Raw genomic sequence first — 12,542 nt, 5'->3', positions numbered from 1 at the left:
GGGCACGGCCGAGATCCCGCGAACCAGGGAACCCCGTGCGCACACCCGATTGCCCCGCTGAAGGGCAGATGGAACACCCCTGCAGCGGCCGGTGCACCGATGGGCAGACATCCGCACCGCGCCTGTGCAGCACCTGTGCTCGGTGGCCCGCAAGCACGAAGCGGCGCCGGCGTCCCGCAGGCGACTGCTGCGGGTACGGCTCGTCTGCACGGTCCCGGGTCCGCGGGGGCCGATGCAGCAAGGCGCAGTGGGCGGTGGGCGTGCGGGGAGGGTCAGGCCTTCTTGACGACGCTCGACTTGAGCTGCATGGCGCCGAAGCCGTCGATCCGGCAGTCGATGTCGTGGCCGTCCACGCCGTCGACCAAGCGGATGTTGCGAACCTTGGTCCCGGCCTTGATGCCCGAGGTGCTGCCCTTGACCTTGAGCGCCTTGACGACGGTCACAGTGTCGCCGTCACTCAGCACATTGCCGACCGCATCCCTGACCACCTGGTCGCCGGGGGTCGCCGTGCCGCCTTCGGCGGGAGCCCACTCATGACCGCACTCGGGGCAGACCACCAGCGCATCCATCGCGTAGGTGTACTCGCTCGAGCACGTCGGGCACGGGGGCAGATTCTCGCTCATGGGCCCGGTCCTTCTGTCGTACATCTTGGAAAGGGGTGCGGGCCCGCTGCACCCCCTATAGCGCTGCGAGCCCGCTCCGGTGGCACCACCGGGGACCACCTGGACAGCGAGTTTATCAGTTGAGAATCTCTGCAAGTCGCACGACCCGGACCACCCTGAGCGACATGGGTCCCGGCCACGGGCCGCCCGACACCTGCCCCGGGCCGCGCCGGTCCTGGGCTCCCGCCTGCATTGCTAGAGTCGAATCCAACAACCCTGACCCCCGACACGGACGGTGACCCCATGCCTGCCGACACTTCGCGGCAACCCTCCGTCACCGCCGTGCCGCTGTACCAGGTCAAGGCCGAATTCTTCAAAACCCTCGGCCACCCCGTGCGCATCCGCGTCCTCGAACTCCTCAGCGAACGCGAGCACGCCGTCGCCGAGCTTCTCACCGACGTCGGCGTCGAAGCCTCCAACCTCTCCCAGCAGCTCGCCGTCCTGCGCCGCGCCGGCGTCGTCACCTCCCGCCGCGACGGTGCCACCGTGATCTACCGGATCACCAGCCCCGAGGTCGCCCAGCTCCTCGCCGTCGCCCGCTCCATCCTCACCGACGTCATCACCGACCGCGCCGAACTCCTCGGCGACCTCCGGCCCGGCTCCACCGACTGACCCCGGTGCCGGCGTCCGAATGCTTCCCCCCTGAAACGAGGGGCCGGTGCCGGCGGCAATCGAGAGGGCTCGGGTGCGGACACCGGGAGGACGGCGACGACGTCACGGACCAGGCGTACGCGGGGCGAGTCACGCAGCTGCTGCGGAACGCATCCAACCCCCGGGGAGTCGTTCCGCCCGCCGGGTCATCCGGCGCGCATCCGGGCGCTGAAGCTGCTGCAGGACGGGCCGCGGCCGGTGCGCGAGGTGCTGGCGGACATCGGGATCGGCCCTCAGCCGTATCCCAGCAGCTGGCCGTGCTGCACCGGTGACGCGGGACCGCCATCGCCCCGGGCCCGGATGGCCGCGATCGAACAGCCCGTGCTTGACGTCTCCGGCGGTCCGGAACTGCGCCCGCGGCAGCTGGACGACGCCGACGCCCTGACGGCGGCGGGCCGGGGGCCTGGCACCCGGTAGTGGAACCGGCTCCACGTACCGTCGCCGGACGGCGCGCACCGCTGGATCGAGCGCATGCACGAACGCCGGCGGACCGAGCAGGCCGCTACCTGGGCCATCGCCCGGGCCGAGGGCGGTGAGGCCTTGGGCCTGATCGGCTGGGGCCACCTCGACCTAGAGGAAGGCAGCGCCGAGATCGTCTACTGGCTGCTGCCCGAAGCCCGCGGCCGCGGTGCGGCCGTCGAGGCTACCCGCCGACTCAGCCGATGGGCCCTGGAGGACCTCGGCCTGCCCCGGCTGACGCTCTGCCACTCGGTGGCCAACCCCACGTCCTGCCGGGTCGCGGGACAAGGCCCGCTGCACCAGGGGGGGACCATGCATCGCGCCCTGCTGCACGCGGACGGATGGCACGACCAGCACCTGCACTCCCTGATTCAGGGGCACCTCTGACTCCAGGTCAGTGGTGTGGCGGAAGGGGCCAGGGTGGCGACGCAGATCAGTGAGGTTCCAACGGCCGAACCGCGGTTTCCCGCCTGTCGCAGATCTCACAGGGCTGCGAGCTCTCCGGGACGACCGTGGGCAGCGGGGCGGTAGTGCGCGTGGGCTGATCCTTCGCGCTGCCTGAGGGCGTCTGCGTCCTGGCTGAGGACCTTGGACGCGTAACGCCGGCGGGTCCATGACCTAGAGACATGAAGAATTCATCAACTCAACATGTCATGCATTGCAGTCGAAGTGTCCCGGTTGCGGCAGAAGCCGATCGCTTGCGGTCATATCAGCGAGCCGCACCGCGCGCTTTCCTAGGATCGCCCGACAGAAGTGGACATCAGTGCGCCAGGGCATGTCCCTGCGCCACGAGCGGTTGGAGAGAACGTGGCTGGGATCGAAGCCTCGCTGAAGGACGCAATGAGCATGGACGGCGCGCTCGGGGCCGCCTTGGGGGACTACACCAGCGGCATGGCCCTGGGTACTGCGGGCCCCAGCGAGACCATGTCCATCGCGGCCGCCGCCACGACCGACATCCTGCGTGCCGAGATGCGTGCCCTGGAGCTGGCGGGCCAGAGCGACCAGAAGCTGGAGGACATCCTGATCAGCCTGACCGGGCAGTACCACCTGATCCGGCCGCTGACCCGGCACCCCGGGCTGTTCCTCTACCTCATGCTCGACCGCCGCCGGTCCAACCTCGCCATGGCCCGCCACCACGCGCGCCGTATCGAGGCAGACCTCGAAGTCTGATGCAACCTCGGCCGTCGGCAGGACGACATTGCGGCGGGCGGCACGCCGGCCTCGCGGTAGGCGCCGAGTCCGACCGGTCGACGGGGTGTGCCGGCTTCCGGTTCAGCAGACGATGCAACGGAATCCGGTGCAGGCAAGCGGCGGGCGGTGTCCTCGCTGAGTGGGTCCACTCCGAGAGGTTGCCGGTTGTGCCGCCGTTGGGTGGGGACGTTCCGGCCGGGGTGGTGTCCCGTCCGGGGTCGGCCTTGCTCGCCGGGAGGAATTCCCAGGGGGAAGCGGTCGTGTCAGGTGCTGACCATTCGGTGGCCCTCCGGGCGAGGTTTGCCGGCCCATGGGAGGGCTGCCGAGGCCAGTCCGCTGGGGGCGGCCAACTCCCACTCGGCCTCGGTGGGCAGGACCTTGTCGGACCGTGTGCGCGCGGCTGTCCCCGTGGGCGACCCGGGTGACCGGGTGGCGGTACGGCCGTGCAGGGCACTGGCGGCGCCTGACGCTCAGTTCCACCCGGGTGCCGGTCGTCGAGTCCACGGGCCTGGTATCCAGCGGAAGATGGACGGGTGCGGCCGGGCCGGCGCCAAGGAAATCGGCGAGGCTGAGCGGGCGGGGTCCTCCATGGCGGTGATCGGCAGGGCCGGCGGAGCGGCCGCAGGGCAGCCGTTCGTCGTCCAGCGGACCCAACCGCCTGCCATTTCGGCTGGCACCGGGGGTCGACGTGGTAGGCGTGCCTGCCGGGCCGGGCGGCGGGACCGGCCCGGCCCAATTCGCAGGGTTGGTTCCCGAGGCTGCGCACCGTGAGCATCCCCGGACGCGGTTCCGCGGAGCGTGAACCCTCCGTGTGCCCATGCGCTGGACGAACTCACCCACCACGACCACCAATGCGCTGCGGAGCGAGGTCGCCTCGTCGACGGCAGTAACTGATCGTTTCAGAATGAGATCGGTTCAGTGGCTTGGCAGGTGAGGTCTCCAGGCGGCAGAGTTCTACAGGTGCCGGATGATCTTGTGCCTGATGACCTGTGGGACCGGGAGGCACCGCTGCTGCCGCCCCGTCCGCCGCGGCGCCACCGCTACCCCGGGCGGCTACCAGCGGACGATCGGGCCGCTCTGCGTGGCATCGTGTACGTGCTTTGCAAGAGCGTGAGCTGGCGGGACGTGCCCGCGGGGCGGGCCGGCGGCAGCGGGATCACAGCCTGGCGGCGGCTGCGGGACTGGACCGAGGCCGCCGTGGCCGCGCCTGCACGAGGTCCTGCTCGCCGAGCTTCGGACGGCAGGTCTGCTGGAGGTGGACGACGCCGCGATCGACGGCTTGCACGTCAGGGCGCTGAAAGGGGGGCTCACACCGGACCTTCGCCGGTCGACCGGGGCCGGCCGGGCAGCGAGCACCACCTGATCGTCGACCGGCACGGCACCCCGCCCGCCGTCACACTGACCGGCGGTAACAGCCACGACGGCACCCACCTCCTACCGCTGCTGGACGCCATCCCGCCCGTTCGCGGCCTGCGCGGCAGGCCCCGCCGCCGGCCGCGCCGACTGTTCGCCGACCGCGGCTACGACTACGACAAGTACCGCCGCTTGCCGTGGGAGCGCGGCATCAAGCCCTTGAGGCCCGTCGTGGCAACGCCCACGGCTCCGGCCTGGGCAAGACCCCGTGGTCGAACGAACCTTCGCCTGGCTTCACCAGTTCAAGCGCCTGCGGATCCGCTACGAGATACGCGCCGACCTCCACCTGGGCCTGCTCCAACTCGCCTGCAGCATCATCTGCCTGCGACGACTCCGCACCTCATTCTGAAACGATCAGTTAGGGACGGACGGCGTCTCAGACCTGGCTGCCGCGACTGTCGGGTGCTCAGGTTGCCGGCAAGCCGAGGCTGCCCGAAGACTGCCCGGAGGGAACCGAAACGGGCCCGCCGCGTCAAAGCGGGCATGGGCAGATCACACATCGCAGGGCTCATCACTACAGTCGTCGGCTGCATCACGTTGGCAGGGTGTTCCCCGTCCGGTGGACAACGCCAAGCGGAATACCACCAAGTGCCTTTACGCGGCAGCGCCTACTACCGGGACTTGGACCACACGCTGCACGTCCTGTCATGCGCTGCCGAGTTCCGTGTGGCCGAGTCCGTGAACCAGGTCACCATCGTGACCGCCGCCTTCAACTTCTCCCACGGCGAGGCTGCGCTCGTGGCCAGCGGCGCCTCGTGCGCGGTCTTTGACTTCACGCTGTCGCTGAATGCGCCCCTCGGCGGTCGCCGCGTGGTCGACGGGACGACCGGCAAGGAGGTGCCCGTCGAGGACTGGACCCGCCGCTATTACTCCGCCGCTCCCGAGACGCCTGCGCCCTCGCTACCGGCGGGAAGCTGAACATGACGTCAAACCCTGGAGCGCATCAGCGACAATCGAACCTGAGACGCTCGTCGGCAAGTCCGCCCGGGCGGCGACGGGTTGTGAGACCAGCCGTGGCCGCCCGGTCTCGGATCCCGTTGCATCAGCCCAGTTCAGGCGCCATTCCACTGGCAAAGATCAAATGAGACTGGACGACGGTCACCACGGTGACCTTCACCCGGAGGCCGGCGAAGTCGCGTTGTTCAGTAGCAACAGGTCCGAGTTTGGCGCCTGCTACTGAACTTGATTGAGTGATGTCGGGGCCCGCCGCAAGGTGGTGGGAGGCTCAACCCGAGTCTTCCCAGTGTGCTGGCGCACAAGGATGAGGTTCATGTGATTCGAGATCTGCCGCCGTTGCCGTTGCCCCGGTACGCCGTGGTCCGTATCGGCTGCTCATCAGAGGTGCCCGCCGAGATCGCCGCCGATCTGCGGCAGGTCGGCGTCCCGGCAGGGTTGATCGGTTACGAGTACCAGCCGCTGACCGAGACGGTGCTCCTGGGCGGGATCGGTGAGAACGGGTCGGTGATCTTCGGGACCAGCGGCCTGTTCGGGCACACCGCCATCGATGTGGCTTCGCGTCGGGTAGTACAGATCCCCACGACCGAGTCGGCGACCGCCTGGCATGTGAACCGGGACCGAGGCCATGTGCGACGACGTGGCGATGGGTGACTACGCGAGTTGGGAGGAGGACTGAGGCATGTCAGTCCTCCAGCGTCATGCCGGTGGCCGTGATGCAGCCGTCGACGAGCTCCGGGCGGTACTGGATTCTCTTGAGCCGACGTTTCACGGCCCGGGTGATCTGAGCGAGGTCCGCGGCGGCGAGTTTGCCGATCTCGCGTTTGACCAGCGACCAGATGCCTTTCTGCGGGTTGAGGTCGGGCGTAAGGAGGCAGGTGGAACACCGTAAGCAACTCGGCGTTCGCCTCAATGAACTCTCGTATACCTGCAGTCAGGTGAAGGCGAAGGTTGTCCCAGACCAGCACGATCGGGCCGCCGAGCTGGATGCGGGCCCGGACGATCAGGTCGCGGAAGTCCCGCCAGCCGAAGCCCTTCGGCTCGTCCTTGCGGCCCCGGTACTCGCGGATCGCGTAGATCAGCCGGGACCGCTCACGGGACTTGTAGCAGTCCATGCCCGCCATAGACCCGGCCGGATCCACAACCCCACGAAGGGGCCCAGACTGCCCCCGCCCCCGCCCCCGCCCCCGCGGCGGCCAGCCCACCCAAGCCCGGGCCGGCCGCTCGCCGTACCGGCACAGCGATGCATCGAGCCCGAGCGCGGCACTCGACGCCCGCACCGAGAACAATGCGCAAGCGCTGCAACTATCGCCTCGTCTGCAGGCAACCTATTGTCCTCGTCCTAGGAGCACCCCACGAGGACCGGCTCCGGCGCCCCCCACCCCTGCAAGCCCAACCACCCAGGCGATGTGGGCAGTTACCGACCGTCGACGAGGGAAAATTGATCATGGCGAGAGCAACGGGAGGGGACATCCAGGCAATCAGAGACCCCGGCTGCGCCACGTGCCACGGAACCGGGCGCTCGCCGGGCGGCGTGCCATGCGGGCCGTGCGCAGTGCCATTGCCTCCAAGACTGATCAGGTGGCTCGCCTCCGAAAGTGACGCACAGCGGCATGCGCATCCAGTGCGTCCGTGACAGTGCACGCCGCGCAAAAGCCGTGACCGCCCCAGGCTCAGAACCACACGAGCACGGCCGACGCACGCCCCCGCGCGGGGAGGCGAGCCACGACAACACGCCGCAGGTCAGCAACACCGGCCCGACCGGGACGGCCGGCCTACGCCCACTCCACTCCGTGCCCGGCGAGCTGCGCGAGCAGCCCCTGCGTCAGCCTCCCCCTCCTGCTTTTCAGATTGTTGAGCCAGACGCCCTGGGCGAAATGTGACACGACCACCTGCTCCTCACCCCCGGGACCTGGTGTGGCGGCCCGTCCATTCTGAGTAGTGGGGTAGGGGGCGAGCTGGGGGGCGCAGTTCTGGCGGGTGCCGGGCGGCGGGGGTGTGCAGATGGCCGGTGCGCTGTGCAGTTCATCTGGTCCGATCGGAAGTTGCCCACCGGGGCGTTGGCCGACGGCGGTATGCGCTGTGCACTTGCAGGGGGTGTCGTGCAGATCAGTTCGGCAGTCCCGGGCAGGGTGCGCTGTCGCCGCAGGCAATCATGAGGTTCGACCCGCGTTCCGCGGGGGTCCGTGGTGGCCGTACGCTGGGCGTCTCCATGCACATCCGAGGCGCGTGGACATCCATGGCTGAGGAGAGCGATCGTGGCACAGGGGCGTGGCGGCATCAGGGGTGCGCGGATCGGTTCGGGGCCGATGGGGGAGTCCGAGCGCGGGGATCTCGCCCCTCGTACGGCGGTGTCGTTCTGGTGCGGCAACGGCCACCGGACCCAGATCAGCTTCGCGATCGAGGCGGCAATCCCGCAGGAGTGGGACTGCCGCAGCTGCGGTCTGCCCGCAGGCCCCGACCCCGACGACGCGCCTGCCGCCCAGGGCCACGCCCCCTACAAGACGCACCTGGACTACGTCCGGCAACGCCGCACCCAGGAAGACGGCGAGATCCTCCTCAACGAGGCACTGGCCAAGCTGCGCGGGACCATCTGACCTCCTGAAAAACGGCGCCGCGACCGGTCCAGCGTGGGCCCCACCCGTCCCGGCGGCGGAGCAGCACACGTCGCGGTAGCGCCGACCACCACCTTGCCGATGGTCGACGCTCCGCGGCCCACGTAGGTCACGTCCTCGCAGGCGCCGCCCTACGCCCATTCCACGCCGTGCTCGGCGAGCTGCGTTGTCCATCGGTGTTCTTCTGATCGGCGTGGGGTCGTGTGAGCTGGGTTGATCAGTTTCGGTTGTCGCTCGTTGCCGAGGTCACTTCGGGTGCAGGGGTCGGCCCGCGGTGTGGTCGTCGCCTGGTGGGGCCGATTGAGCTGCGGGTTTGCCAGGCCGCGAACGTGATGATCGGTCTCGGTCAGATCGTTTGAGCGTTGGTCATGTTCCCTGATCGTTGGTAGGGGGTGGTCGGGGGTCTCCGGCCCGGGGCCGGATGCGATGCCGATGGCAGCCAGGAAGGGGTCACTGGCCGGGGTGGAGCCGGTGCCGGCGGGGTGCGTTGTGCGGTGGCCCAGTGGCTGATGTCGGGCAGGGCGCGGGTTTCAGACCACACTTTGGCCCGGCGATGTACCGGCTGGCGTCCAGCCTCACTTCGAATGGTGTCTCAGGGGTGTGCATGTAAGCATGCTTTGAGGCGGTGGTGTCGGCGTCGCGCGGCGTCGCCATGACTGCCCCGAATCGCCAAGAGCGGCGGGAGCGATGCATCATGCGGAGCCTGAAGCAGTTGACTCCCCTCGGGGCGATCGCGTCTGGACTGGTGGCCGGGCTGGTGGGCACCGCCTGCATGGACACGGTCAGGTTCGTGAGGCAGCGCCGGTCCGGTGGTGAGCGCAATGTGCTTCGATGGGAGTTCGCTCCGGTCCCCACCTGGCAGGACGCCACGGATCCGGGACAGGTCGGCAGACGCCTGATCGAGGGCTTCACCCAGCGAAAGCTCCCGGATGCAACAGCCTGGCCGATCAGCACGTTCATGCACTGGGCGTACGGGGCAGCCAACGGGGCGTTGTACGGCGTGCTCGCCGGCTCGATGCCCGATCCGCGCTGGGTCTATGGGGTGCCGTTCGGGGCCCTGGTGTGGGGCAGCAGCTACGTCACCCTGCCGTTCGCGGGGCTCTACGAACCGATCTGGAAGTACGACGCCAGGACTCTCGCGGCCGATCTCGGCCCCCATCTCGTATTCGGCGCCGCGACTGGCGCAGTTTTCCGGCTTCTGAGCACCACCTGTGACACGCGCCAGACACATTCGACGGTCTGACCAGCCTCGCGGCGCTGTACGTGGGGTTGGGCGCCGCGGCCGGCTGCCGATCAGGGATCCGCGCGCCGGCCGCGCTTCCGACCGGTGATCACAAGCCGAGCTCGGAGAGTCCGGGGTGACGATCGGGGCGCTGACCCAGTGGCCAGTGGAACAAGCGATCGGACCGGTGAATGGGAAGATCGTTCATGCAGGCGTGACGTGTGGTCATGAGTCCGTCGGCGCCGAACTCCTCGTTCCCGTGGGGGCGGAACCAATCTCCTGCCGGGGAGCGCCACTCATGCGCAAAGCGAACGGCGATGCGGTTCTCGCCGAAGGCCCACAGCTCTTTGATCAGGCGACAGTCGAGCTCTTGAGACCATTTCCGTTCGAGTAACTCGACGATTTCCGCGCGCCCTTTGGCGAACTCGGTGCGGTTCCGCCACCAGGAGTCGATGGAGTAGACACGGGACACCCTCTTCGGGTCCCGACTGTTTCAGCCGTTTTCCGCTGCACGGATCTTCTGAACGGCTCCCTCGTGGGTGAAGGGAGGAATCGGCGGGTGCTGTTCGGCCATGCCTCTCCATGTTGTTCGGATGACTGGGCGGGCGGACCGCCGACAGAGTGCGCTGCAAAGCGCATGCCCTGTCCCTGCCACCCCTTGGCGAGCACAGCCAGCGTAGCCAGCGGTGGCACGCAGAGATTTTCGTCAGCCGCCCAGCGCCGGTTGCGGAGGCGGCGTGCAGGTTGACGAAGCCCAGCCGCCCCGACGCCTGCGTAGGCTCTGGTCGTGGCAATGACCGCGCTTCCCTGGCAGGACCAAGTGGTACAGCACGCCATGAGAGGCCCCGTTGCGAAAAGCAACTCATTTGAGTCGGTATTTCCGAACGCGGCACACACGCCGCGATTCTTGGCTTACCGTTGCCGCCGATAACCCTGCTCGACGCCCCGCCGGGCAGGCTATGACCCAGGGAGATGATCAGCAGCTCAGGTCGGAGCCGGCCGTCCCCGCGGGAGCCTGATTCCAGAGTCCTCCAACCGGGCTTCTCTCAGCGAAGTCCGGTGGGCGGATGGAACGTTGCGGTCCAGCGGCCTCGAACGGGCCCATAGGTTGGGCCGAGTGCCAGAGTTATGGGTGCCACACCGACTGGTCACGCTCCTGGAGGCGCTGGAGTGCGTCGCGCTCGGAGCGAGCGTACTCTGGGAAAAGTCTTTGAGCGCGGCCGGTATCCGGCCTGCGCAGAGCCGCAGCTGCTCTCATTTCCGCTGCCCCCTTCGTAGCCTTGCAGTCGCCCCATTCGAGGGCCTCACCCCTTGAGCGGAAGGTTCATCAATGAGCACGATCACCACCAATGACGGCACGGTCATCTTCTACAAGGACTGGGGACCGCGCGACGGCCAGCCGGTGGTCTTCCACCACGGGTGGCCCCTGAGCGCCGACGACTGGGACAACCAGATGCTGTTCTTCCAGTCCCACGGCTACCGGGTGATCGCGCATGACCGCCGGGGGCACGGTCGTTCCACCCAGACCGCCACCGGCCACGACATGGACACCTACGTCGCCGACGTCATCGCGCTGACGGACGCCCTCGACCTCCAGGGCGCCTTCCACATCGGCCACTCGACCGGCGGCGGCGAGGTCGCACGGTACGCCGCGCGCGCCAAGGCCGGCCGCGTCGCCAAGGCGGTACTGGTCAGCGCCGTGCCGCCGGTCATGGTCAAGTCCGCGAGCAACCCGGGCGGCACACCAATCGAGGTCTTCGACGGGTTCCGCAAGGCGCTCGCCACCAACCGCGCGCAGTTCTACATCGACGTGCCGACCGGCCCGTTCTACGGCTTCAACAAGCCTGGCGCCGAAGTCTCCCAGGGTCTGATCGACAACTGGTGGCGGCAGGGCATGATGGGCGCGGCCAACGCGCACTACGAGTGCATCAAGGCCTTCTCCGAGACCGACTTCACCGAGGACCTGAAGCAGATCGACATCCCCGTTCTGGTCTGCCACGGCACGGGCGACCAGGTCGTCCCCTACGACGACTCGGGGCCGCTCACGGCGAAGCTCCTGAGGAACGGCACCCTCAAGAGCTACGAGGGCTACCCGCACGGCATGCTGCAGGTCCACCCCGACGTCCTCAACCCCGACATCCTCGAATTCCTGAAATCCTGAGGACGCGGGCCACGCCTGCCAGAGCGTCACGCATGCGCCTGACGCTGTGCCTCGACCCTCGAGCCGCTTACCAGGGAGGGCGAAGCACCTGGCCCACGCCCCCGAACGCGTCCCTCGTCAGGAAGTGGCCCGGCGGCAATGGGCGTGGGCCCGAACCGTCGTAGGGCGGCCGATGCGGCTCGGCGCTCTCGGCGTGCGCGGTCATCTCGGCCGCCGTGCCTTTCCTCGCTGACAGCTCGAGCCTTCTGCGGCGCTTGTTGATTTCCACCGCCCTTGCGGATGAGGACGTCGACTGCTCCGCTCAGTGGTTGGTGGTGACGACCATGCGGAAGCGTGCCCGGCCGGTGGCCATCTTCTCCACCGCGGCCGCGGTCTGCTCGAGTGGCAGCTCCTCGACCCAGGCCCTGACGCCCGATTGCGCGGCGAAGCGCAGCGTGTCCTGGGTGTCGACCGCGGCACCCGACGAGTGACCGTAGACCTTCCGGTCGCCCCTGAGCAGCTGCCGTGCGCTCAGTTGCAGCGGCTCGCCCGCGATGCCGACAATGACGAGTTCGCCGCGGCGTCCGAGTCCGTCGACGGTCGCTGACATCGCGTCCGCGTTGGTGACGGTGGCCAGGACCACCTTCGCGCCGCCGAGTCCCTGGAGTGCTGCGGCGACGTCGCCTGCGGTGCTGTCCACGTAGTGGGCGGCGCCGAGCTTGAGCGCGAGCGCTTCCTTCTCCGGGCCGCGGGCGATCGCGACGGTGTCGAAGCCCATCTTCTGGGCGAACTGCACGCCCAGGTGCCCCAGCCCGCCCAGTCCGAGAATGGCCACGGTGTCACCGGGGCGCGCGGCGGAGCGGCGCAGCGCGTTGAAGACGGTCACCCCCGCGCATGCCAGTGGTGCGGCCTCGGCCGAGGTGAGCTCGTCGGGAACGGCCGCCAGAGCCATGGCGGGGACGACGACGAAGTCGGCGTATCCACCCGGGTAGGCCACGCCCGGGATCGCGAGCTGCGGACAGAGCACGGCATCGCCTGTGCGGCACGCGTCGCAGCGTCCGCAGCTGCCGCCGTACCAGCCGACCGCGACACGGTCGCCGGCCTGCCAGCCCTCGACGCCCCCCCCGGGGGGGGGGCGGGGGGGGGGGGGGGGGGGGGCCCGGGGGTTTGGGTATGCGTGGGGCCGGCGCGCCCCCCCCCCCCGGATTCGTGTGGGGGGGGCGACCCCCCCCGCC

The 12,542-nt window shown here is 69.0% G+C and carries 12 protein-coding genes and 4 pseudogenes; 11 read left to right on the top strand and 5 right to left on the bottom strand.

Annotated elements, in window-relative coordinates; all coding sequences use genetic code 11:
• Positions 1-272: 272 nt before the first annotated feature.
• Positions 273-623, bottom strand: a complete 351-nt coding sequence (locus tag ACFV0G_RS12135; RefSeq protein WP_380545551.1) for a zinc ribbon domain-containing protein YjdM — start codon at positions 621-623, stop codon at positions 273-275.
• A 282-nt stretch (positions 624-905) separates the two neighbouring features.
• Here ACFV0G_RS12135 and ACFV0G_RS12130 point away from each other — a divergent pair, with 282 nt between their 5' ends.
• From ACFV0G_RS12130 to ACFV0G_RS12115, 4 genes and pseudogenes are all read left to right on the top strand, one after another.
• Entirely contained in the window at positions 906-1,274 is a 369-nt protein-coding gene (locus ACFV0G_RS12130; RefSeq protein WP_380545549.1) for an ArsR/SmtB family transcription factor, read from the top strand.
• Between the two features lie 198 nt (positions 1,275-1,472).
• Positions 1,473-1,582: pseudogene (locus tag ACFV0G_RS12125) on the top strand (ArsR family transcriptional regulator); the annotation flags it as partial.
• A 175-nt stretch (positions 1,583-1,757) separates the two neighbouring features.
• Positions 1,758-2,159 (top strand): annotated as a pseudogene (locus ACFV0G_RS12120) (GNAT family N-acetyltransferase); the annotation flags it as partial.
• Positions 2,160-2,579: 420 nt separating this feature from the next.
• Complete coding sequence (locus ACFV0G_RS12115; RefSeq protein ID WP_380545547.1) at positions 2,580-2,942, top strand: hypothetical protein; 363 nt, start codon at positions 2,580-2,582, stop codon at positions 2,940-2,942.
• 284 nt (positions 2,943-3,226) lie between these two features.
• Here the strand turns inward: ACFV0G_RS12115 and ACFV0G_RS12110 are convergent, their stop codons facing one another.
• The gene (locus ACFV0G_RS12110) at positions 3,227-3,337 is read right to left on the bottom strand and encodes an SUMF1/EgtB/PvdO family nonheme iron enzyme (protein WP_380545557.1); all 111 of its coding nucleotides are present in this window, start codon (positions 3,335-3,337) and stop codon (positions 3,227-3,229) included.
• A 544-nt stretch (positions 3,338-3,881) separates the two neighbouring features.
• Here ACFV0G_RS12110 and ACFV0G_RS12105 point away from each other — a divergent pair.
• The 4 genes and pseudogenes from ACFV0G_RS12105 to ACFV0G_RS12090 all read left to right on the top strand — a co-directional run.
• Positions 3,882-4,487: pseudogene (locus ACFV0G_RS12105) on the top strand (transposase); the annotation flags it as partial.
• Positions 4,488-4,584: 97 nt separating this feature from the next.
• Positions 4,585-4,725: a hypothetical protein gene (locus tag ACFV0G_RS12100; RefSeq protein WP_380545563.1), complete on the top strand. Its 141-nt coding sequence runs from the start codon at positions 4,585-4,587 to the stop codon at positions 4,723-4,725.
• Positions 4,726-4,997: 272 nt separating this feature from the next.
• Positions 4,998-5,294: a hypothetical protein gene (locus tag ACFV0G_RS12095; RefSeq protein WP_380545561.1), complete on the top strand. Its 297-nt coding sequence runs from the start codon at positions 4,998-5,000 to the stop codon at positions 5,292-5,294.
• A 327-nt stretch (positions 5,295-5,621) separates the two neighbouring features.
• Positions 5,622-5,984: a hypothetical protein gene (locus tag ACFV0G_RS12090; RefSeq protein WP_380545545.1), complete on the top strand. Its 363-nt coding sequence runs from the start codon at positions 5,622-5,624 to the stop codon at positions 5,982-5,984.
• Between the two features lie 31 nt (positions 5,985-6,015).
• Here ACFV0G_RS12090 and ACFV0G_RS12085 read toward each other — a convergent pair whose 3' ends face one another.
• A complete protein-coding gene (locus ACFV0G_RS12085; RefSeq protein ID WP_380545543.1) occupies positions 6,016-6,243 on the bottom strand; it encodes a transposase in 228 nt (75 codons plus the stop codon).
• A gap of 1,345 nt (positions 6,244-7,588) precedes the next feature.
• Here ACFV0G_RS12085 and ACFV0G_RS12080 point away from each other — a divergent pair.
• Together ACFV0G_RS12080 and ACFV0G_RS12075 are read left to right on the top strand one after the other, a co-directional pair.
• Positions 7,589-7,927, top strand: coding sequence for an RNA polymerase-binding protein RbpA (locus ACFV0G_RS12080; protein ID WP_380545541.1), 339 nt, complete (start codon positions 7,589-7,591; stop codon positions 7,925-7,927).
• A 712-nt stretch (positions 7,928-8,639) separates the two neighbouring features.
• Entirely contained in the window at positions 8,640-9,188 is a 549-nt protein-coding gene (locus ACFV0G_RS12075) for a hypothetical protein (protein ID WP_380545539.1), read from the top strand.
• 88 nt (positions 9,189-9,276) lie between these two features.
• On the opposite strand, the pseudogene ACFV0G_RS12070 reads toward ACFV0G_RS12075, so the two are convergent.
• A pseudogene (locus ACFV0G_RS12070) lies at positions 9,277-9,648 on the bottom strand (DUF1348 family protein); the annotation flags it as partial.
• 849 nt (positions 9,649-10,497) lie between these two features.
• On the opposite strand from ACFV0G_RS12070, the gene ACFV0G_RS12065 reads away from it, so the two are divergent.
• Positions 10,498-11,328 (top strand): alpha/beta fold hydrolase, encoded by an 831-nt coding sequence (locus ACFV0G_RS12065; protein ID WP_380545537.1) that lies wholly within the window; start codon positions 10,498-10,500, stop codon positions 11,326-11,328.
• Positions 11,329-11,629: 301 nt separating this feature from the next.
• Here ACFV0G_RS12065 and ACFV0G_RS12060 read toward each other — a convergent pair whose 3' ends face one another.
• Positions 11,630-12,514 carry a zinc-binding dehydrogenase gene (locus ACFV0G_RS12060; RefSeq protein WP_380545555.1) on the bottom strand — a complete coding sequence of 295 codons (885 nt, stop codon included), beginning with the start codon at positions 12,512-12,514 and terminating at the stop codon, positions 11,630-11,632.
• Positions 12,515-12,542: the final 28 nt, after the last annotated feature.

The organism is Kitasatospora sp. NPDC059571, from assembly GCF_042735675.1.
GTDB lineage: Bacteria > Actinomycetota > Actinomycetes > Streptomycetales > Streptomycetaceae > Kitasatospora.
This window is presented reverse-complemented; position numbering and strand designations above follow the sequence as displayed.

What these genes read in the sequence shown, in the direction of transcription:
- ACFV0G_RS12135 (WP_380545551.1), bottom strand. Translation starts at nt 623, where the DNA reads ATGAGCGAGAATCTGCCCCCGTGCCCGACGTGCTCGAGCGAGTACACC.
- ACFV0G_RS12130 (WP_380545549.1), top strand. Translation starts at nt 906, where the DNA reads ATGCCTGCCGACACTTCGCGGCAACCCTCCGTCACCGCCGTGCCGCTG.
- ACFV0G_RS12075 (WP_380545539.1), top strand. Translation starts at nt 8,640, where the DNA reads ATGCGGAGCCTGAAGCAGTTGACTCCCCTCGGGGCGATCGCGTCTGGA.
- ACFV0G_RS12065 (WP_380545537.1), top strand. Translation starts at nt 10,498, where the DNA reads ATGAGCACGATCACCACCAATGACGGCACGGTCATCTTCTACAAGGAC.